Origin of the sequence: Acinetobacter pragensis (assembly GCF_001605895.1) — a bacterium.
GTDB lineage: Bacteria > Pseudomonadota > Gammaproteobacteria > Pseudomonadales > Moraxellaceae > Acinetobacter > Acinetobacter pragensis.
In genome coordinates, this window is record NZ_LUAW01000013.1 from 60,881 (window position 1) to 77,450 (window position 16,570).

Consider the following 16,570-nt stretch of genomic DNA (forward strand, 5'->3'; position numbering starts at 1 on the left):
ATTTATAGGCGTGTGTTGTCTGACTGACATGAAGTCAGCTTTCGAATATTAAATATAATGATTATCATTTGCAAACAATATTCATTTACATTACATTAGTGCCACATGATGTTGCGGTTCATTCATCGCAAACTCCCCGTCATTTGACACTTGAATGTAAAGAAGCAGGAAATATGACTTCCCCCTCTATAACTCCCCCACGTTACATTTGTGTACATGCATCAGAACAATTGTCTCCGCATCTGCAGCGGGTCTATTTCTCATGTGAGGATTTTTCAGATTTCCCGAAAGATCAAAACGGTGCGCACATTAAATTGTTTTTTGCAGACCAAGCTGACTTAAAGCCCTTACTGCCTTACCGCAATGAACAAGGCAAAGTGATTTGGCCAGATGGCAAAAAACCCATTACACGGACATACACCCTTCGTGATTTTTTAGAAAATGAGCAGTTACTGGTGGTCGACTTTGTACGCCATGCAGATTACGGCGCAGCAGCCAATTGGGCGATTAATGCTGAAAAAGGCCAAGTAATTGGGTTGGCTGGGCCAGGTGGACGTGCTCGATTCAATCCAGCTGCTGATTATTGGGTTTTTATTGGTGATCTTTCTGCCCTGCCGATGATTGCGGCATCTTTAGAACTTCTTCCAGCGACTGCACAAGGTGAAGTGTGGATTGAAGTTGAACATGACTCTGATTGTATTCAATTAGCACATCCTCTTGCTGTAACCATCCATTGGCTCATTCAAGCCCCGAAGCCTGAAGAAAAAATTCATGCATCTTTGACGCAACTCGATTGGAGTCAGCAGAATATTTCTGTCAGCCTTGCAGGTGAAAATTCACGTGTTGTCTCTTTATTAAAAGCATTCAAACATACTTATAAAGTCGCAAAGACACATTTGTACGCAGTACCTTACTGGAAAAAAGGACATACAGAAGAGTCTTATCATCAAGAACGCCACCTTGTCATAGACAGCGAAGCTTAATCAGGTTCCTTTATTAAAAAAGAGTTTTTAAGGATTTTTTAGTGAATTTAAAACAAGAAGTCATTTTTATTGTTGTTCTTAGCAGTGTAATTACAGTGCTGGTGACTGAATTTGTAATGAGGCAGAATTAATATTTTCTCCAATACATATGTTTATCTTAAACGATGAATCTAGATAGGCTTAAAACTTTAGACTTCATATTTAAGGCCGCATGATATTATGCATGGCATTTTCTATTATCTAATTTTGCTATGAGCCCCTGTTTTTCTGACAACAAGCAATTTGGTGTGGTTTCGAGTTTTTCCGAGCTGGTAAGTTCTAATTTTTATGGCGAAATGAATGCACTTTGCTGGCAGCGAAATTTAGTGGGCGATTTTCAGGAAATTGTGGCCCAACTGCAATTAGAAGACAATATTACCGAAATTACAGCAGATGAACTTTTGGCACTGCGGCTCTCAAAGCAAGGCCAGCTCGCAAGAGATATTATTTTGCAGGATATGCAATTGCTTGCAGATTTTGGCGCTTCTCCTTCGCTAAACTTGCTGAAATGCTATGAACGTGATGATGAGCTCGATTTTATTTCAACCGATGTCTATTCATTTCATGTCGACCGCTCCCCCATAGCAACCGATACTTTTTTATGCACCTATCACGGCGCTGCAAGCGACATCTTGCCTAATGATCAAGTTAAGCAAAAAATTTTAATTCCCCAAATTCGAGAAAAACTCCAAGAATTGCATGAAGGCCCAGAAGCTGAATTTGAAGCGTTCTTAGAAGAATATTTCTTTGATCTGCACTATCAGCCCATACCAAATGCCCAGCCGCTTAATTTAGGTATAGGCCACCTTTGGCGCTTGGCTGTAGATCATCCCACACAGCAAGTTGCTCCATGTGTGCATCGAGCACCTGTAGAAAATGATGGTGAGTATAGGCTGCTGTTGATTTGCTAAATAGTGATTAGATATATGCGCTGGATTAATCCTATGAAATTTTGCTGTTTTGAGAAATAAACACGTGCATATCTGGATGTATTTGCTCGGCTTCCCTCAGGCTGACACGTAGAGATTCACTTAAAATGTTGATTGTCCTGCAGTGATAAAGCTATGCTTAGAGCCTTATTACATTTACTCAGATTTACATGCCGAATTTGCAATCACAGCCAGAAGAATCACTTTCTCGCGGTCACAAAAAAAAAGCGCGCACGAAGCAGCTGCTCATAGATACGGCGCTTTCAATTTATGCCGAAATAGGTGTCAATGCATTGACATTGCAGGATTTAGCCGAAAAAGCGCATGTCTCGAATGGAACCATTTATAACTATTTTAAAACTAGAGAAGAAGTGCTGGAAGCTGTTGGCATTGCGTTGGCAAATGATTTTTCTCATGCAGTTACCCATGCGAGCATAAACATTCACTCAGGTATTCAGCGCGTCGCAATCGGTATTCGTATGTTCATGAACAAAGCGCTTCAAGATCAGGATTGGGCCAAAGCCCTGATCAATGTGATTCATTTGGACGACCGGATGCGTACGACGGTTGCCAATAATATTTTAAATGACCTTGAACTGGCAAAAAAAGAAGGATCAGTGCATTTTAAAAACAGTCATATCGCTGTCACCTTCATTATGTCCGCAACCATTGGAGCTCTCATTTCCATTACAGAGGGCAATTCCATTAAAGATCATGATATTGTTTTAACAGAAATGGTGCTGACCGGATTAGGCGCTGCGCCCGATCAAGCGGCAATTATTGCACAGCTTCCCTTACCTGCTTAATGAATGCAAAACACTTAGCGCCTGTATTTAAGCCAATTGATTGATGCATAAAGCTAAAGAACGCGTCATCTCAGATATCTCAAAAATATTATAAGCAATGCCGTCAGGACGCAAAATCACCAGATACGGGCTATTTTTTTTAGCGGCCCATTTTTGTTCAATATCCATAAAACCATTCAAATTCTGATGATTCAAGCGCGTACTCACTGTTAATATTTTTCCGCCCAGCACCTTCCACTGATGTTGAAGTCCTTCATTCAAAAGCGTTGCCGGATCAACATCAATGCCTAATAGAATAAATGAATCTCCCCAGCAGTCATCACTTTTAAAAATTTGATTTTTAGAATTTTTTAATAGAATTTGATCAGCTTGCTTACCTACTTCAAAATTGGTTTTAGTGCTATTCCAGTATCCTTTTTTAGGCTGAAAAAAACCGTTTTTGTAGCGGATTTGCGGTTTAACTTTTAGTTCGGTCAGATAGTGCTTCGTGAGTGGAAATTTACTCAGTGATTTGATTAAACCATGCACTGCAATGGCTTTAATTTTGTTTTTTGGCATGACCATCAGCCCCATGCCCTTCGCTAATTGAATCATTTTTGCAGCATGCGGGCGCCGTTCTGCATCATAGCTGTCTAATATTTCCTTGGCATTTTCAGCCTTGAGGGCAAATTTCAGCTTCCACCCTAAATTTGCAATATCCCTAAGCCCTGCAACTAAGCCTTGGCCAACAAAAGGCGGAGTAATATGCGCGGCATCCCCGACGAGAAAAACACGTCCTTTTTGAAAACGCTCACAGCACCGGGCATGAAAACGGTAAACCGCTTGACGTTCAATTTCGATATCCTGACCACTCATCCATGGCTGCAAAAGCGCCTGAATTTTTTCAGGATTTTCCATTTCTTCACGGGTTTCATTGGCATGCAGCATAAACTCCCAGCGTTCCCGTCCGCCCGGCGCAGGCATATGCGGTGTCGGTCGTTTCGGATCACAAATAAACTCAACGTGGTCAATCGATTTTCCTTGTCTGTTTTTAGCATCCACAATCAGCCAATCTTCACAGTAAGATGCTCCCCGAAAATCGAAACCGATAGATGACCGGATTTTTGAACTGGCACCATCTGCACCGACAAGGTATTGCGCATGAATCGTCTGGTTTACCCCTGCAGGGTTTCGAATGGCAACATGAATCGCATCCGGCTGTTCATCAAACGATATAAATTCAGTGTTCAATAAAACGTGTACATCTGAACTGGAACTGGCCTTGTTGCGCAATGCCTTCTCTAAGTCAGGCTGATAAAACGTAACTAATTTCGGCAACTCATCAATTTTTCCCGAAGTATTGAGCTCGCCAAATTTTCCCAAAAATGGACAATACATTCGAACATGATTAATCGTAATTTTCTCAAAACTATCGTCAGATAATCCAATGTTCTGCAGCACCCTTAGCGCTTCATTATCTAAGGCAATTGCTCGAGGCATGGGTAAAATGTCTGAATTTTTTTCGACGACTACAGTAGAAACACCTAATTTTCCCAAATAAACAGCAAGTGCTGCTCCAACTGGACCATAGCCGACAATAACTACATCTGCTTGGATTGCAGCACCATCCTGATGCTGATTTTTTTGTATTTTGTCCATTTTTATCCTACTTGGTTATCCAAACGGTTTTTATTGATCTTTGCGGAATCTAAATCATACTGAGGAATAAATCAATATTGACATTAATCTCAATATTGATTTATTTTATTTGGAATAACGGAAAATAAGATGAATTAAAAAATGAATTATGCGTATCTCAAAGAGAGAAATGAACAGCCGACAGCGCGGGCCATCCGGCTTGCCTATTTGAACTTTTCCAGCCCAGATCTTGAATTGGCAAAACAATTTCTATTGGACTTCGGACTTACTGTTTTAGAGCAGAATGAACGGGAAATTTTCTTTCGCGCGAAAGGCGCTTCTACCTATTGCTATCACTTAAGCCTAGCTCCTCAAGCAAAATTTCTTGGTTTCGCTTTAGAAGTTTCTTCTGAAAATGAACTCCAAAATTTATCCAATTTGCCCAATGCAACAGCTGTCCAGAATTCATCAAAGCCAAATGCTGGACAATATGTAGAACTGACTGATCCGGCTGGATTTACAGTAACGGCAATTTATGGCCAGCAATTTTTAGACGCCTTGCCTTACCGTCCTGCGCTTGCTATGAATCTGGATTTGCAAGCAGACAGGATTAACCAAACGCAGCGCCCTCCCATAGTGCCAGCTGAAATTCTGCGTCTTGGCCATGTTGTTTTGGAAGCTGCTAATTTTGAACAGACCTTCAAGTGGTATCAAAACAATTTTGGCTTGATTGCCAGTGATGTTCAGGTTTTTGCAGATGGCTCACCGGGTGTTGCATTTCTGCGTTTGAACTTAAAGGATGTGCCGGCCGATCATCATACTTTGGCGCTTGCGCAAGGCGTGTTTTCGACTTATAGCCACAGCGCCTATGAAGTTGTTGATACAGATGCCATCGGCATGGGGCAGCGGGTACTGCGGGATAAGGGCTGGAATCATGCTTGGGGTATGGGGAGGCATATTTTAGGCAGCCAGATCTTTGATTATTGGAATAATCCTTGGGGGCAAAAACACGAGCATTATTGTGATGGCGATCTGTTTGATGCATCAGTGGAAACAGGCATTCATCCCATCAGTAAAAAAGCAATGGCTCAATGGGGGCCTTTGATGCCGGCCAGTTTTACCAAACCGCATTTAACGTTTACCCATCTGAGCGAAACAGTTAAGCATCTGAAAAATACGCCTGATTTAACATTAAAAAAAGTCTACACCCTCGCAAAAATATTCATGTAAAAGGAAAACCGCATGGCTGTTTCTATTGTTCATTACAGAAAAAAAGATGCTTCAATGGCTTGGGGAATTTTGTCCCAAGACAATATTGCTGAATTACCAACTGCGTTTTCAACCACGGCAGAACTCATTGAGTATGGCTATGCCAAACTGGCGCAAGATGCAAAAAACAGTGCGGTGAATCATTCAGTAAAAGATGTTGAATTGCTCAGCCCGATCACCGCACCGTCTCAAGTAATGTGCCAAGGCGCGAATTACCGCCAGCATATGATTGATTCGGGCATGAATCCTGATGCTAAAAAATTCAATATGTTTTTTACCAAATCGGTCGCGTCTATTACCGATCCCACGGGCCAAATTATTAAACCTAAGCACGTGCAGCTTTTAGATTATGAAATTGAGTTGACGCTCGTGATTGGGAAAAAAACGACGTCGTCTGTACAGGTCAATCAGAATAATCTTCATGAATATATTGCAGGGGTTTGCATCGGCAATGACATTTCAGCGCGTGATGTACAAATCCCTGAAACCCAGTTTTATAAAGGAAAAAGTTACCGCACATTCTGCCCGCTTGGCCCAGTACTTTGCCTGTTTGCGCCCGAAGATATTCATTATTTAGACAGCTTAAACCTATGCCTGAAAGTGAACGGACAAATCCGGCAGCAAGACTCTACCGCCAATATGGTGTTTAAACCCGCTGAAACATTAACTGAATACTCCCAAGTGACCGATTTTAATGTTGGCGATGTCTTGCTGACCGGAACACCATCGGGATGCGCTTTAGGCTTGCCATCTCCATTGCTGGTCAAGGCGGCATATTTAATGCCTGAAGAAAAGCGCTGGGCGCTGTTTAAGAAAGGACAGGCAAAGCGCAGCCAATACTTAAAAGTCGGTGATGTTATTGAATCCAGCATTCAAAGTGCCGACGGCAAAATTAATTTAGGCATTCAGCGACATATGATCAGCGCAGAATAGTTGAAAGATGCAATAAAAACACTCAATTTAGAGAATAGAACATGAACGGAATCTCATCATTAGCAGATGTAGAGCGGATAGAGCTGCAAGGAATGCCAAAGGATTTTCCCTCCAATACTTATGCATTAATTCGGCACGGCGCCCAAATTAACCCGAAAAGCCCGGCACTTTCCTTTTTTTTAGAAAGCAGCCGGTTTAAAAATCCGAGCGTCTATTGTTACCGCGAGCTGCTTGAGCAAATTCATCAATGCGCTAATTTTTTTCATGCTTTGGGCGCAAGCAAAGATACTGTGATTGCCTATATTTTGCCGAACCTGCCCGAAACGCATTTTGTGATTTGGGGCGGTCAGGCCACAGGTATTATTGCTGCCATTAATCCCTTGCTTGAAGCGGATGCCATGGCAGACATCCTAAATGCTGTTCAGGCCGAAATATTAGTCACACTTGCTCCTTTTCCCGATACCGATTTATGGGAAAAAGTTCACACTATTCTGCCTCGCCTATCTTTTCTCAAGCATCTGGTTTTAGTCAATCCAGCCCGCCATATGCCGTATCCAAAAAAAATAGCCGCCAGCCTGCTGCAGAAGAAAAAAATCACTCAACTGCATGGCTTAAAAGGCATTGCAGGCGCCATTCCCTGCCATATTTCGCTGCATGACTATCATGCGTCTGTGCAAGGTTTTGCAAAAAATCAGCTCAACAGTCAGCGGATATTTTCATCAAATGATTATTCCTCATTTTTCTGTACAGGCGGCACAACGGGATTGCCAAAAGTTGCTAAGCGTACACATGCCAATGAAACATCCAGCGCTTGGAGCGTTGCACAATTTTATGGCGATGACTTTTCAGCCAATAAAACCATTTTCTGCGGTCTGCCGCTATTTCATGTGAATGCGGTGTTGGTGACCGGATTGATTCCTTTTTCCAAAGGGTCACATGTCGTCCTAGGCACAGCACAAGGTTACCGCGGTGAAGGCATTATCCAAATTTTTTGGAAAATTGTTGAACATTACAAAATTAATTATTTTAGCGGTGTGCCAACGCTTTATGCCTCCTTGCTTCAAGTTCCGGTCGCTGATGCAAAAATTAACTCACTGGAATATGGGCTATGCGGCGCCGCACCGTTACCGTCAGAAATTATGAAAAATTTTCAAAATTTGACAGGTTTAAGAATACTTGAAGGCTATGGCTTAACTGAAGGCACCTGTGTCAGCAGTGTCAATCCGCCTTTTGCTGAACCAATTCACGGGTCTATTGGAATCCGCATTCCTCTGCAGAAAATGAAAGCGGTTATCTTGGATGATCAGGGGCAATATTTAAGAGATGCTGAAAATAATGAAATTGGCGCAATTGCCATTTCCGGACCTAATGTGTTTGCAGGCTATTTAATTTCTGAGCAGAACCGGAAGATATGGCTGAATATTGATAACGACACGTCTTGGTTTAATACCGGTGATTTGGGTTATCAAAATGCGCAAGGCTATTTCTATCTTACTGGCCGGAAAAAAGAACTGATTATTCGCGGCGGCCATAATATTGACCCGTTAACCATAGAAGAACCTATGTTGAAGCACCCTGCCGTTGAGCTGGCTGCTGCGGTCGGCCGTCCAGATGCTTATGCAGGTGAATTGCCCGTGCTGTATGTCCAGCTCAAAGCAAACCAAACGCTTTCCAAAGATGAATTGATCTCTTTTGCAGAACAGCATATTCATGAGCGTGCTGCAGTTCCTAAGTTCATTGAAATTATTGATGAAATCCCGCTTACGCCAATTGGGAAAATTTTTAAAGTGCCGCTAAAGCATCAACAGATTCAAATTTCATTAAGCCAGTCTCTTGAACAGGCGAATATTGCTTTTCAAAACTTTTCAATCATCGAAGACAAAAGCAAAGGCATTGTCATTCACCTGCATGTCAAAGATATGGAGACTCAGCAGGCTGCCCTTCAAACCCTTGGCCAGTTCCCTTTCACTGCAGAAATTCAAATCGGAAATACATGATGGATTATTTTTTTACAATTAAATCAACGCTGAATCATATTGATAGCGACAAAGCGAAACAGCTGTTCCAAACCGTCGAATTTCATGAACAGATTTGCCAAAAAATACCTGGGACTGCGCTCGATATCCAACGTTCTGAGCTGGCAGGTGATCGCTACTATTTAGAGCGTGAATACAACCTAGACCTTGAAATGCCGGAGCTCATCCGAAAATTATTAAAAGATGCTTTTCGGCTGCGGCGTCACGATTATTGGGACTTCCAGACACTGAGTGCTTCTTCAACATTAAAGTCAAATCTGACGGGCATTCTAAGCTATCAAACTTTTCTCAGCGAAGCGCATAACGCCATTCAAGTCCGGCAAGATTGGAAACTGGATATTGGTATGCCGCTTATACATAAAGCGCTGGCAAGATTCGCTGAAACAGAAATTCGAAAGTTTCATGCCATTGAAATGGATATCATTCAACAAGAATTGATCGCACAAACTGCATAATAAAATACAAATATCAAATACTTAACAAAACAATAATCAAGTAAAAACCTGCTGCAAAAGAAGAAACACCCCCTCAAGGAAAAAGAGAGTAAAACATGAAAATACAGTCTGCATTAAGCTTGGCAATTCTAACGGCTGCCTGCTCACAGGTTCACGCTGCTGCTTTAGACCGTACCGGTCAATCAATAGCTGCATTTTTAGAAGATGGGAACTATTTTGAAGCCTCTATTGCTGCAGTAGAGGCCGATATTTCGGGTCAAGCACGCCCGCAATTTATGACACCCAGTACAGATTCTTCGACAGGCAATCTGACCAATAGCAGCACGTTTTATAATGCAGCTATCAAGCTGCAGATGACGCCTCAATTTTCTTTCGGCCTTATTTACGACCAGCCTTTTGGTGCAGATACAGCTTATAAAGCATTGCCGAATCACACCTTTTCAACTGATTCAGGGCTTGCATCTGCCAACGTGGATACACAAAATCTTTCATTTTTATTTGGCTATCAACCCAATGAAAATTGGAATTTTTATGCAGCGCCAGTTTATGAAACCATTAAAGGCAATGTAAAGCTGAATGGTTTAGCATTTGAAGCCATCAGCGGCTATCAATTAAATGTTAAAGAAAATAGCGAGATTGGATGGCTTGCGGGTATGGCCTACCAAATTCCAGAAATTGCGCTAAAAGCGGCAGTGACTTACCGCTCGGAAATCAAACACTCTTTGACAGCAGATGAAAGTTTTGCCATGCCATTGAGCGCGCTTGTTCCAATGATTGGTACAGGCCTGACCAATATCACTACACCGCAGTCGATAAATTTAGATTTGCAAAGCGGAATTACGCCAACAATGCTGGTTTTTTTAAATACGCGCTGGGTAAACTGGAAAAAATTTGAAATTAAGCCCTATGCCTTTAACAAGGTTACCGAAATTGCAACGGGCTATCCAAATGGCTTAATTTTGGCTGACTATAATAAAGATCAAATTTCTGCAGACTTAGGTTTAGCCAAAAAAATCAATGATCAATGGTCTGGCGTAATGAGTGCTGGCTGGGACAGCGGTGCAGGTGATCCAACTTCGGTGTTTGGCCCTATTGGCGGTTATTGGTCGGCGGGTGTCGGCTTAAGATTTAACCCAGCAGCTGACTATTTTATTCAGGCGGGGCTGCGATATTTTTGGCTTGAAGATGCCACAGGACATTCAGCCGCCTACGCGCTCCCCGGTAATGCTGAAAATGCAAAAGTTGCAGACTATAGCGATAATACAGCTTTGGGCTATCTGCTGAAAATCGGCTATAAATTCTAATTATAAAGCGGCATGAAGTTATTCATCGATGGATGAATAACTTCATTCTCCACAAATACTGGTTGAACTTCCACATGCCTGAAATTCACAAAGTGAATCAGAACAAAAGTAAGTTAAAGCAATAAATAGCCCGCATTAAATGTACTTTCATCATAGGGAATCAACTGCATTTATCTCAACGCATTCCCTTGAAAAGGAAAAAACATCCTACGCTAAACAGCAAGATCGAAAAACATTTTTTCAGCATTTGCGGTGATAAGGCATGCGCCGTTTTCGCGCCAATTTTTGCAGTCAAGAAGCTCATCGTGCTAATGCCGATAAATGCATATATATGCACATAGCCAATGCTGTTTGCAATTCGAATATGCTCTTGAGCACCGAACAGCATAAAGCCTAGCGCGCCCGCAATAGCAATGGGTAAACCGCATGCAGCAGATGTGCCGACCGCTTTTTGCATCACGACCCCATAATGATTGAGATAAGGCACAGTGATACTGCCGCCGCCAATGCCAAAAAGCGCAGAAGCTATGCCTATTCCCGCCCCAGCGCCTAATTGCTTAGATGTTGAAGGCAGAGCTTTATTGCTGTCCACCACCTTCTTTGCCCCCATGAACATGGTATAAGCCACCCACATCAAAAACACACCAATCATGATTTGAAGGTGCACTCCTGACAGCAGCCCAGCAATGCCGGCACCGGCAAAACAGCCCAATGCCATCCCCGGTGCAAGATTTTTAAAAACCGGCCATAACACTGCGCCATTTTTTTGGTGCGCCATAAAGGAACTGATGGATGTAACAACAATGGTCGCTAAAGAAGTACCCAGCGCCAAATGCATAATGACATCCGGACTGTAGCCCATTTGGGTGAACACAACATACAGCAGTGGCACAATGATCGTGCCGCCGCCTACGCCAAAAAGTCCGGCGGCAAAACCTGCGAATGCGCCGATGATTAAGAAAATGATTAATTCCACAATAGACTGACTTAAAAAATAGTATGAATTGAAAAACTGCTTTAGGCAATTTCGACTTGCCCGACCTGATGATAAGCGCGGTTAAAATAAACCAAGCTTTGATCCTGTTCACTTTGCTGAATTGCCGCCACACGGCACAGAAAAATGCTATGCGTGCCGACTTCTTGTATTTGTTCAATCTCACAGTCAAAACTGACCAAAGCATCCTCTAAAACAGGTGCGCCAGTTTCTAAAACTGTCCAGCGCCCATACTCAAAGCGCTCATCAGAACTCATTTTAGATGCAAAGACGTTAGAAATTTGCTGATGATCGGCACCTAAAACATTCACCGTGAGAATTTTATTTTCAATAAAATGTTCATGTGACCTAGAGGCTGTATTCATGCAGACCAATAATGTCGGCGGCGTGTCTGTAACACTGCAGACAGCAGATGCTGTGAACCCATAGCGGCCAGATACCCCTGCTGTGGTCACAACATTGACCGCGCTTGTTAACAAAGACATTGCATTTTTAAAGTCTGTTGCTTGAATCATCACCTTGTTCCTAAATTGCGCCGTATCTTTTTTCTGGATACTTCGCTATGCCGCGTAATTTGGCTACACAGGCATAGCATCTGAATGAGTTTTGAGTCGAACTATTGATCTTAAATGTGCTTAAGGTGCCGCGTGCGGTGAATGAATATCAAATCGAATTTAAGCCAACCGAAACAGCTCCACTTATGCACATCACATAATCAACAGTTAGCCATTTGATAGTTCTTTTCGAATGATCTCTGCACCGGCACTTAAGGCATTGAGCTTGCCGCGCGCCACTTGACGGGATAATGGCGCCATACCGCAGTTGGTGGATGGATACAGCTTGTCGGCATCAACAAACTGAAGCGCTTTACGCAAGGTATTCGCGACTTCTTCTGGTGTTTCAACGGTATTTGTCGCCACATCAATCGCACCGACCATGACTTTTTTACCGCGGATCAGTTCAATCAAATCCATCGGCACATGTGAGTTTTGGCATTCAAGCGAGACGATATCAATTTTTGATTTCTGAAGTTTCGGAAAGGCTTCTTCATATTGACGCCATTCAGAGCCTAAAGTCTTTTTCCAATCGGTATTGGCTTTAATGCCATAACCGTAGCAAATATGCACCGCAGTTTCGCATTTCAGACCTTCAAGCGCGCGCTCTAAAGTCGCTACACCCCAGTCGTTCACTTCATCAAAGAATACGTTAAATGCGGGTTCATCAAACTGGATGATATCGACACCCGCCGCTTCCAGCTCCCGCGCCTCTTGGTTCAAAATTTTAGCAAATTCCCAAGCCAGTTTTTCACGGCTTTTATAGTGACCGTCATACAGTGTGTCAATCATGGTCATTGGGCCAGGCAGCGCCCATTTGATCGGTTGATTGGTTTGGCTGCGTAGAAATTTAGCATCTTCTACAAACACTGGCTTTTGGCGAGAAACAGCGCCGACGACTGACGGCACGCTGGCATCATAACGATTACGGATCCGTACTGTTTCACGTTTCTCAAAATCAACGCCATCCAGATGTTCAATAAATGTTGTCACAAAATGCTGACGGGTTTGTTCACCATCACTGACAATATCAATGCCTGCATGCACTTGTTCTTGCAAAGATAGGCGCAGTGCGTCTTGCTTTGCTTCAATAAGCGCATCGCCTTCTAGTTTCCAAGGTGACCAAAGTTTTTCAGGTTCTGCCAGCCAAGACGGTTTCGGTAAGCTGCCTGCAGTTGAGGTTGGGAGTAAAATCGCCATATCTAATCTTCTATCTTTTAATTCATTAATCTGTGGTGTAAATCAAGCAGCGCTGTTTGACTGTGCTTTCTCGATGAAGAAATTTGCAGCCCATTGTTCAAGCACTTCTTTGTATGGCTTGATAAAATTGTCTTCCGTCCATTTACCTTGTTTCACTGCCAATTGCCCACGCTCCACACGGTCATACACAACTTGCGTGAGTGAGAAATCTTGATAGTTCAAACTTGGTTTATAGATCAAGCCTGCAACTGAATTGGTATTGTAAATTTCAGGTCGATATACCTTTTGGAAACTTTCCATGGTACTGATGGCGCTGATTAATTCGAAATCCGTATAGTCACTCAGTAAGTTATTTGCAGAATAAAATGCCAATGGTGCAGTCGCATTTTCTGGCTTGAAGTAACGAACGCTTAAGCCCATTTTTGCAAAATATTCATCGGTACGTGAATATTCATCATTTTTGTATTCCACACCGAGTACAGGATGCACATTCGCAGTACGGAAATACGTTTTTGACGTTGAAACGCTGAGGCAAATCACAGGCTGTTTATTAAATTCTGCCTTAAATACGTCTGAATTGACCAAATGCTGATATAGCTTGCCATGCAAGTCACCAAAGGCTTCTGGCTTTTCATTGGTTTTACAGCCCAATGTGGGCAATACAACGCTAAAGTCATAATCACGGACATAAGAAGAAAAACTGTTGCCGATCATCCCTTCAATTCGTTCATTGGTTAGGCGGTCAGTGATCGTGCTTTTCAGCATTTCAATGAATGGAAAAGTTTGACCATTGCCTTCAACATCAAGCTCCGCAGATATAATGTCAATTTCAATTGAATAGCGGTCGGCATTGGGATTATCGCAGCTCGCTAGCGTGTTAAAGCGGTTATTGATCATCGCTAAAGTTCTGCGTAAGTTCTCTTCACGATGTTCACCACGGGCTAAGTTGGCAAAGTTTGTGGTCAGGCGAGTGTTGTCTGCCGGCTGATAGTTTTCATCAAAACGAATACGTTTAATTGAACATGCAAATTCTTTACTCATGGCAATCCGCTATCCTAATTTCTAAAATAAAAGCAAAATTTCTGTATGCAGTAATTTATACTTGAAATGAAACATGAATAAAAATGATTTAATCTAACCCTAAGATGAACAAAATTCACTTTAAGGATTCTATTGTATTTATGGAAAACGAAAGGAAGACAACTGTCGGCACATTCTGTGATCAATGAGGTCTGTGGCCAAATTTGCTGAAACTATAAATTCACGAATATATTTATTTTAAATTTTTATGAGTAATTCTTTGTATTTAAAGCAGTTAAAATTTAAATTTTTACTTCTTATTTTAGATACGGCGAGCCTTTCTTTGTGAATAAGCACCTTAAGAGCTTTAAAGTGCTTATAGAAAAAATATCAGCTGCTCGCCAATATAGTGATTTTAGTAATCCCAAAAGATACGCTGGATTTCCTTAGCATCTTTTGTTTTTGTTAAAGCAAGTGCTGCCAGTAATTTAGCTTTTTGCGGATTAAGGTCATGTGCGACCACCCAGCCATATTTATCATCCGGCTGTTCTGCATTTCTAAGGATGAAGCCTTGAGGAACCCGAGATGAACGTATAATTTGTACGCCTTGTTTCTGTAAGTCAGTTAGAGTGGGAACAATATAATTGGCTACTGAGCCATTGCCTGTACCGGCATGAATAATTGCTTTAGCCCCTGCTTTGGCATAGGCTGTGTACGCATCAGGCAGCATATTTCCTGAACCATAAACAATTTGTACAAGCGGTAAACTATCGCCTTTAATATTTTCAATATTAAATTCTGAACTATTATTGTGGCGCTTAGCCGTATTTCTGAACCAGTACGGTTTTCCTTCAACTAATGTTCCCAGTGCACCCCATTGGCTCATAAATGCATTTGTATGGATATTAATTGTTTTTGCAACATCCCGCGCTGCGAAAATGTCGTCATTCATAAGGACAAAAGTTCCTTTGCCTTTCGCACTGTCGTCTGCAGCCAACGCAACTGCGCTATACAGGTTCAATGGGCCATCTGCTGAAAGTGCCGTACTCGGACGCATTGACCCGACCAGCACAATTGGCTTGTCTGAATGAATCACTAAATTTAAAAAGAAAGCTGTTTCTTCCAGCGTATCTGTACCGTGTGTAATCACTACACCATTTACGTCCGGTTTTTTAAGCAAATCATTAACTTGCCGTGCAAGGGATAATAAGTCTTTATCTGTAATGCTTTCTGATGCAACCTGCATTGCCTGCACGCCAGTCACATTGGCAAGGTTTTGAATCTGAGGAACCGCATTTAATAAGGCATCTACAGGAACCTTGGCCGCTGTATAGGTTGCACTGTTGGTCGAACTCGCACCTGCGCCGGCAATCGTTCCGCCAGTCGCCACAACAACCACATTATTTTTGGCAAAAGCGGAAAATGGGAGGAATAGGCTTAAGCTTAATGTCAGCGCTGAAATCGTTTTTTTCATAGGTCATCCTTTTGAGTCATCTTATTCTTAGCATTTTTCATACCATATCAAAATTACTGGAAAAAGATTGTATTGTATAGATGAAACGGTTTTGTTTTGTATTAGAGCTGCCATGGCCCAACTAAATAGAAATAATCAGCTGCTCATCCTTGATGTAAATTTCTACATTAGAAAAAATTAATGAATGCCGAACATGTTGGACGATAAGCAACTTATGGGTTTAAGCATGCCGCGAACACTTAGAAGCAAACTGAAAGTACAGTCATTTAGTGAGTTTTCTAAAGCCGCTTTTTAATTTTTTATATTTATTAGATTGATGCATATTGGCACTTATTCACCATAAAACTGTCACTTAAATACCAAATAGATACGTTTTCAAAAGCTAAATTGAATCTAACAAATACCCGCCTCAAAACAAGGATGTCAAAATGTTAGATCAAAAATTAAAGGACTTTCGTGAGAAATTGGTTCTAGACCATTTTGCCGATGAAGTAAAACAAGACTTCGATGCAGTCTTAAGTACTTTTCCCCATCCACATTATGAGCTGATTGCCACAGGCGCCGTGCATGATGGCCGTGATGATGTGCTTAATTATCACCGAACCTCACGTAAAGCTTTTCCAGATCAGCGGCATGAACTGATTGCTATGCGGCATGCTGATGATGCTGTAATTTGTGAATTTTGGCTGCTCGGCACCCATAAAGGCTATTTGGGTTCCGTTCCGCCAACGGGCAACGCCTTCCGTGTACGCATGTGCGCATTTTTCATTTTTGAAGGTGAAGAGCTGGTTTGTGAGCGTATTTATTTTGATACTTTAAGTCTAATTAAGCAGTTATTTAAAGGCTTTAACCTTAAATCCCCCAAAGGAATTCTTCAATTCTATAAAGCAGCGTCTGGTTTATTGCGGGATATGAAAGATCTCAGCAAGGTTACTCAATCGAAACTATAAGTGGAGG

The 16,570-nt window shown here is 42.0% G+C and carries 15 protein-coding genes; 9 read left to right on the forward strand and 6 right to left on the reverse strand.

Annotated features, from left to right (window positions below; translation table 11 throughout):
- Positions 1 to 173 precede the first annotated feature (173 nt).
- The 3 genes from AZH43_RS04645 (at position 174) to AZH43_RS04655 (ending at position 2,757) form a co-directional block, all read left to right on the forward strand.
- Entirely contained in the window at positions 174 to 983 is an 810-nt protein-coding gene (locus AZH43_RS04645) for a siderophore-interacting protein (protein WP_067667092.1), read from the forward strand.
- Between the two features lie 251 nt (positions 984 to 1,234).
- Entirely contained in the window at positions 1,235 to 1,933 is a 699-nt protein-coding gene (locus AZH43_RS04650) for a DUF1826 domain-containing protein (RefSeq protein WP_067667094.1), read from the forward strand.
- Positions 1,934 to 2,121: 188 nt separating this feature from the next.
- Positions 2,122 to 2,757: a TetR/AcrR family transcriptional regulator gene (locus AZH43_RS04655; protein WP_067667096.1), complete on the forward strand. Its 636-nt coding sequence runs from the start codon at positions 2,122 to 2,124 to the stop codon at positions 2,755 to 2,757.
- Positions 2,758 to 2,784: 27 nt separating this feature from the next.
- On the opposite strand, the gene AZH43_RS04660 is transcribed toward AZH43_RS04655, so the two are convergent.
- Positions 2,785 to 4,395 carry a bifunctional 3-(3-hydroxy-phenyl)propionate/3-hydroxycinnamic acid hydroxylase gene (locus AZH43_RS04660; RefSeq protein ID WP_067667098.1) on the reverse strand — a complete coding sequence of 537 codons (1,611 nt, stop codon included), beginning with the start codon at positions 4,393 to 4,395 and terminating at the stop codon, positions 2,785 to 2,787.
- Positions 4,396 to 4,536: 141 nt separating this feature from the next.
- Between AZH43_RS04660 and AZH43_RS04665 the strand changes: the two genes are divergently transcribed.
- From AZH43_RS04665 to AZH43_RS04685, 5 genes are all read left to right on the forward strand, one after another.
- Positions 4,537 to 5,604, forward strand: a complete 1,068-nt coding sequence (locus AZH43_RS04665) for a VOC family protein (protein ID WP_067667100.1) — start codon at positions 4,537 to 4,539, stop codon at positions 5,602 to 5,604.
- A gap of 12 nt (positions 5,605 to 5,616) precedes the next feature.
- Positions 5,617 to 6,576 carry a fumarylacetoacetate hydrolase family protein gene (locus tag AZH43_RS04670; RefSeq protein WP_067667102.1) on the forward strand — a complete coding sequence of 320 codons (960 nt, stop codon included), beginning with the start codon at positions 5,617 to 5,619 and terminating at the stop codon, positions 6,574 to 6,576.
- Between the two features lie 41 nt (positions 6,577 to 6,617).
- Positions 6,618 to 8,573, forward strand: a complete 1,956-nt coding sequence (locus AZH43_RS04675) for an acyl-CoA synthetase (protein WP_067667104.1) — start codon at positions 6,618 to 6,620, stop codon at positions 8,571 to 8,573.
- Entirely contained in the window at positions 8,570 to 9,067 is a 498-nt protein-coding gene (locus AZH43_RS04680; protein ID WP_131796925.1) for a hypothetical protein, read from the forward strand. Before AZH43_RS04675 ends, AZH43_RS04680 begins: the two co-directional genes overlap by 4 nt.
- A gap of 95 nt (positions 9,068 to 9,162) precedes the next feature.
- Positions 9,163 to 10,371 carry a hypothetical protein gene (locus AZH43_RS04685; protein WP_067667108.1) on the forward strand — a complete coding sequence of 403 codons (1,209 nt, stop codon included), beginning with the start codon at positions 9,163 to 9,165 and terminating at the stop codon, positions 10,369 to 10,371.
- 175 nt (positions 10,372 to 10,546) lie between these two features.
- On the opposite strand, the gene AZH43_RS04690 is transcribed toward AZH43_RS04685, so the two are convergent.
- The 5 genes from AZH43_RS04690 to AZH43_RS04710 form a co-directional block, all read right to left on the reverse strand.
- A complete protein-coding gene (locus AZH43_RS04690; RefSeq protein ID WP_067667110.1) occupies positions 10,547 to 11,347 on the reverse strand; it encodes a sulfite exporter TauE/SafE family protein in 801 nt (266 codons plus the stop codon).
- Positions 11,348 to 11,388: 41 nt separating this feature from the next.
- Positions 11,389 to 11,880, reverse strand: a complete 492-nt coding sequence (locus tag AZH43_RS04695) for a flavin reductase (RefSeq protein ID WP_067667112.1) — start codon at positions 11,878 to 11,880, stop codon at positions 11,389 to 11,391.
- Between the two features lie 207 nt (positions 11,881 to 12,087).
- Positions 12,088 to 13,119 (reverse strand): methionine synthase, encoded by a 1,032-nt coding sequence (locus AZH43_RS04700; protein ID WP_067667114.1) that lies wholly within the window; start codon positions 13,117 to 13,119, stop codon positions 12,088 to 12,090.
- A gap of 42 nt (positions 13,120 to 13,161) precedes the next feature.
- Positions 13,162 to 14,160 (reverse strand): putative oxygenase MesX, encoded by a 999-nt coding sequence (locus AZH43_RS04705; RefSeq protein WP_067667116.1) that lies wholly within the window; start codon positions 14,158 to 14,160, stop codon positions 13,162 to 13,164.
- Between the two features lie 394 nt (positions 14,161 to 14,554).
- On the reverse strand, positions 14,555 to 15,613 hold the full coding sequence (locus AZH43_RS04710; RefSeq protein WP_067667118.1) for a type II asparaginase: 1,059 nt from the start codon (positions 15,611 to 15,613) through the stop codon (positions 14,555 to 14,557).
- A 428-nt stretch (positions 15,614 to 16,041) separates the two neighbouring features.
- Here AZH43_RS04710 and AZH43_RS04715 point away from each other — a divergent pair, with 428 nt between their 5' ends.
- The gene (locus AZH43_RS04715) at positions 16,042 to 16,563 is read left to right on the forward strand and encodes an ester cyclase (protein ID WP_067667120.1); all 522 of its coding nucleotides are present in this window, start codon (positions 16,042 to 16,044) and stop codon (positions 16,561 to 16,563) included.
- Positions 16,564 to 16,570 lie beyond the last annotated feature (7 nt).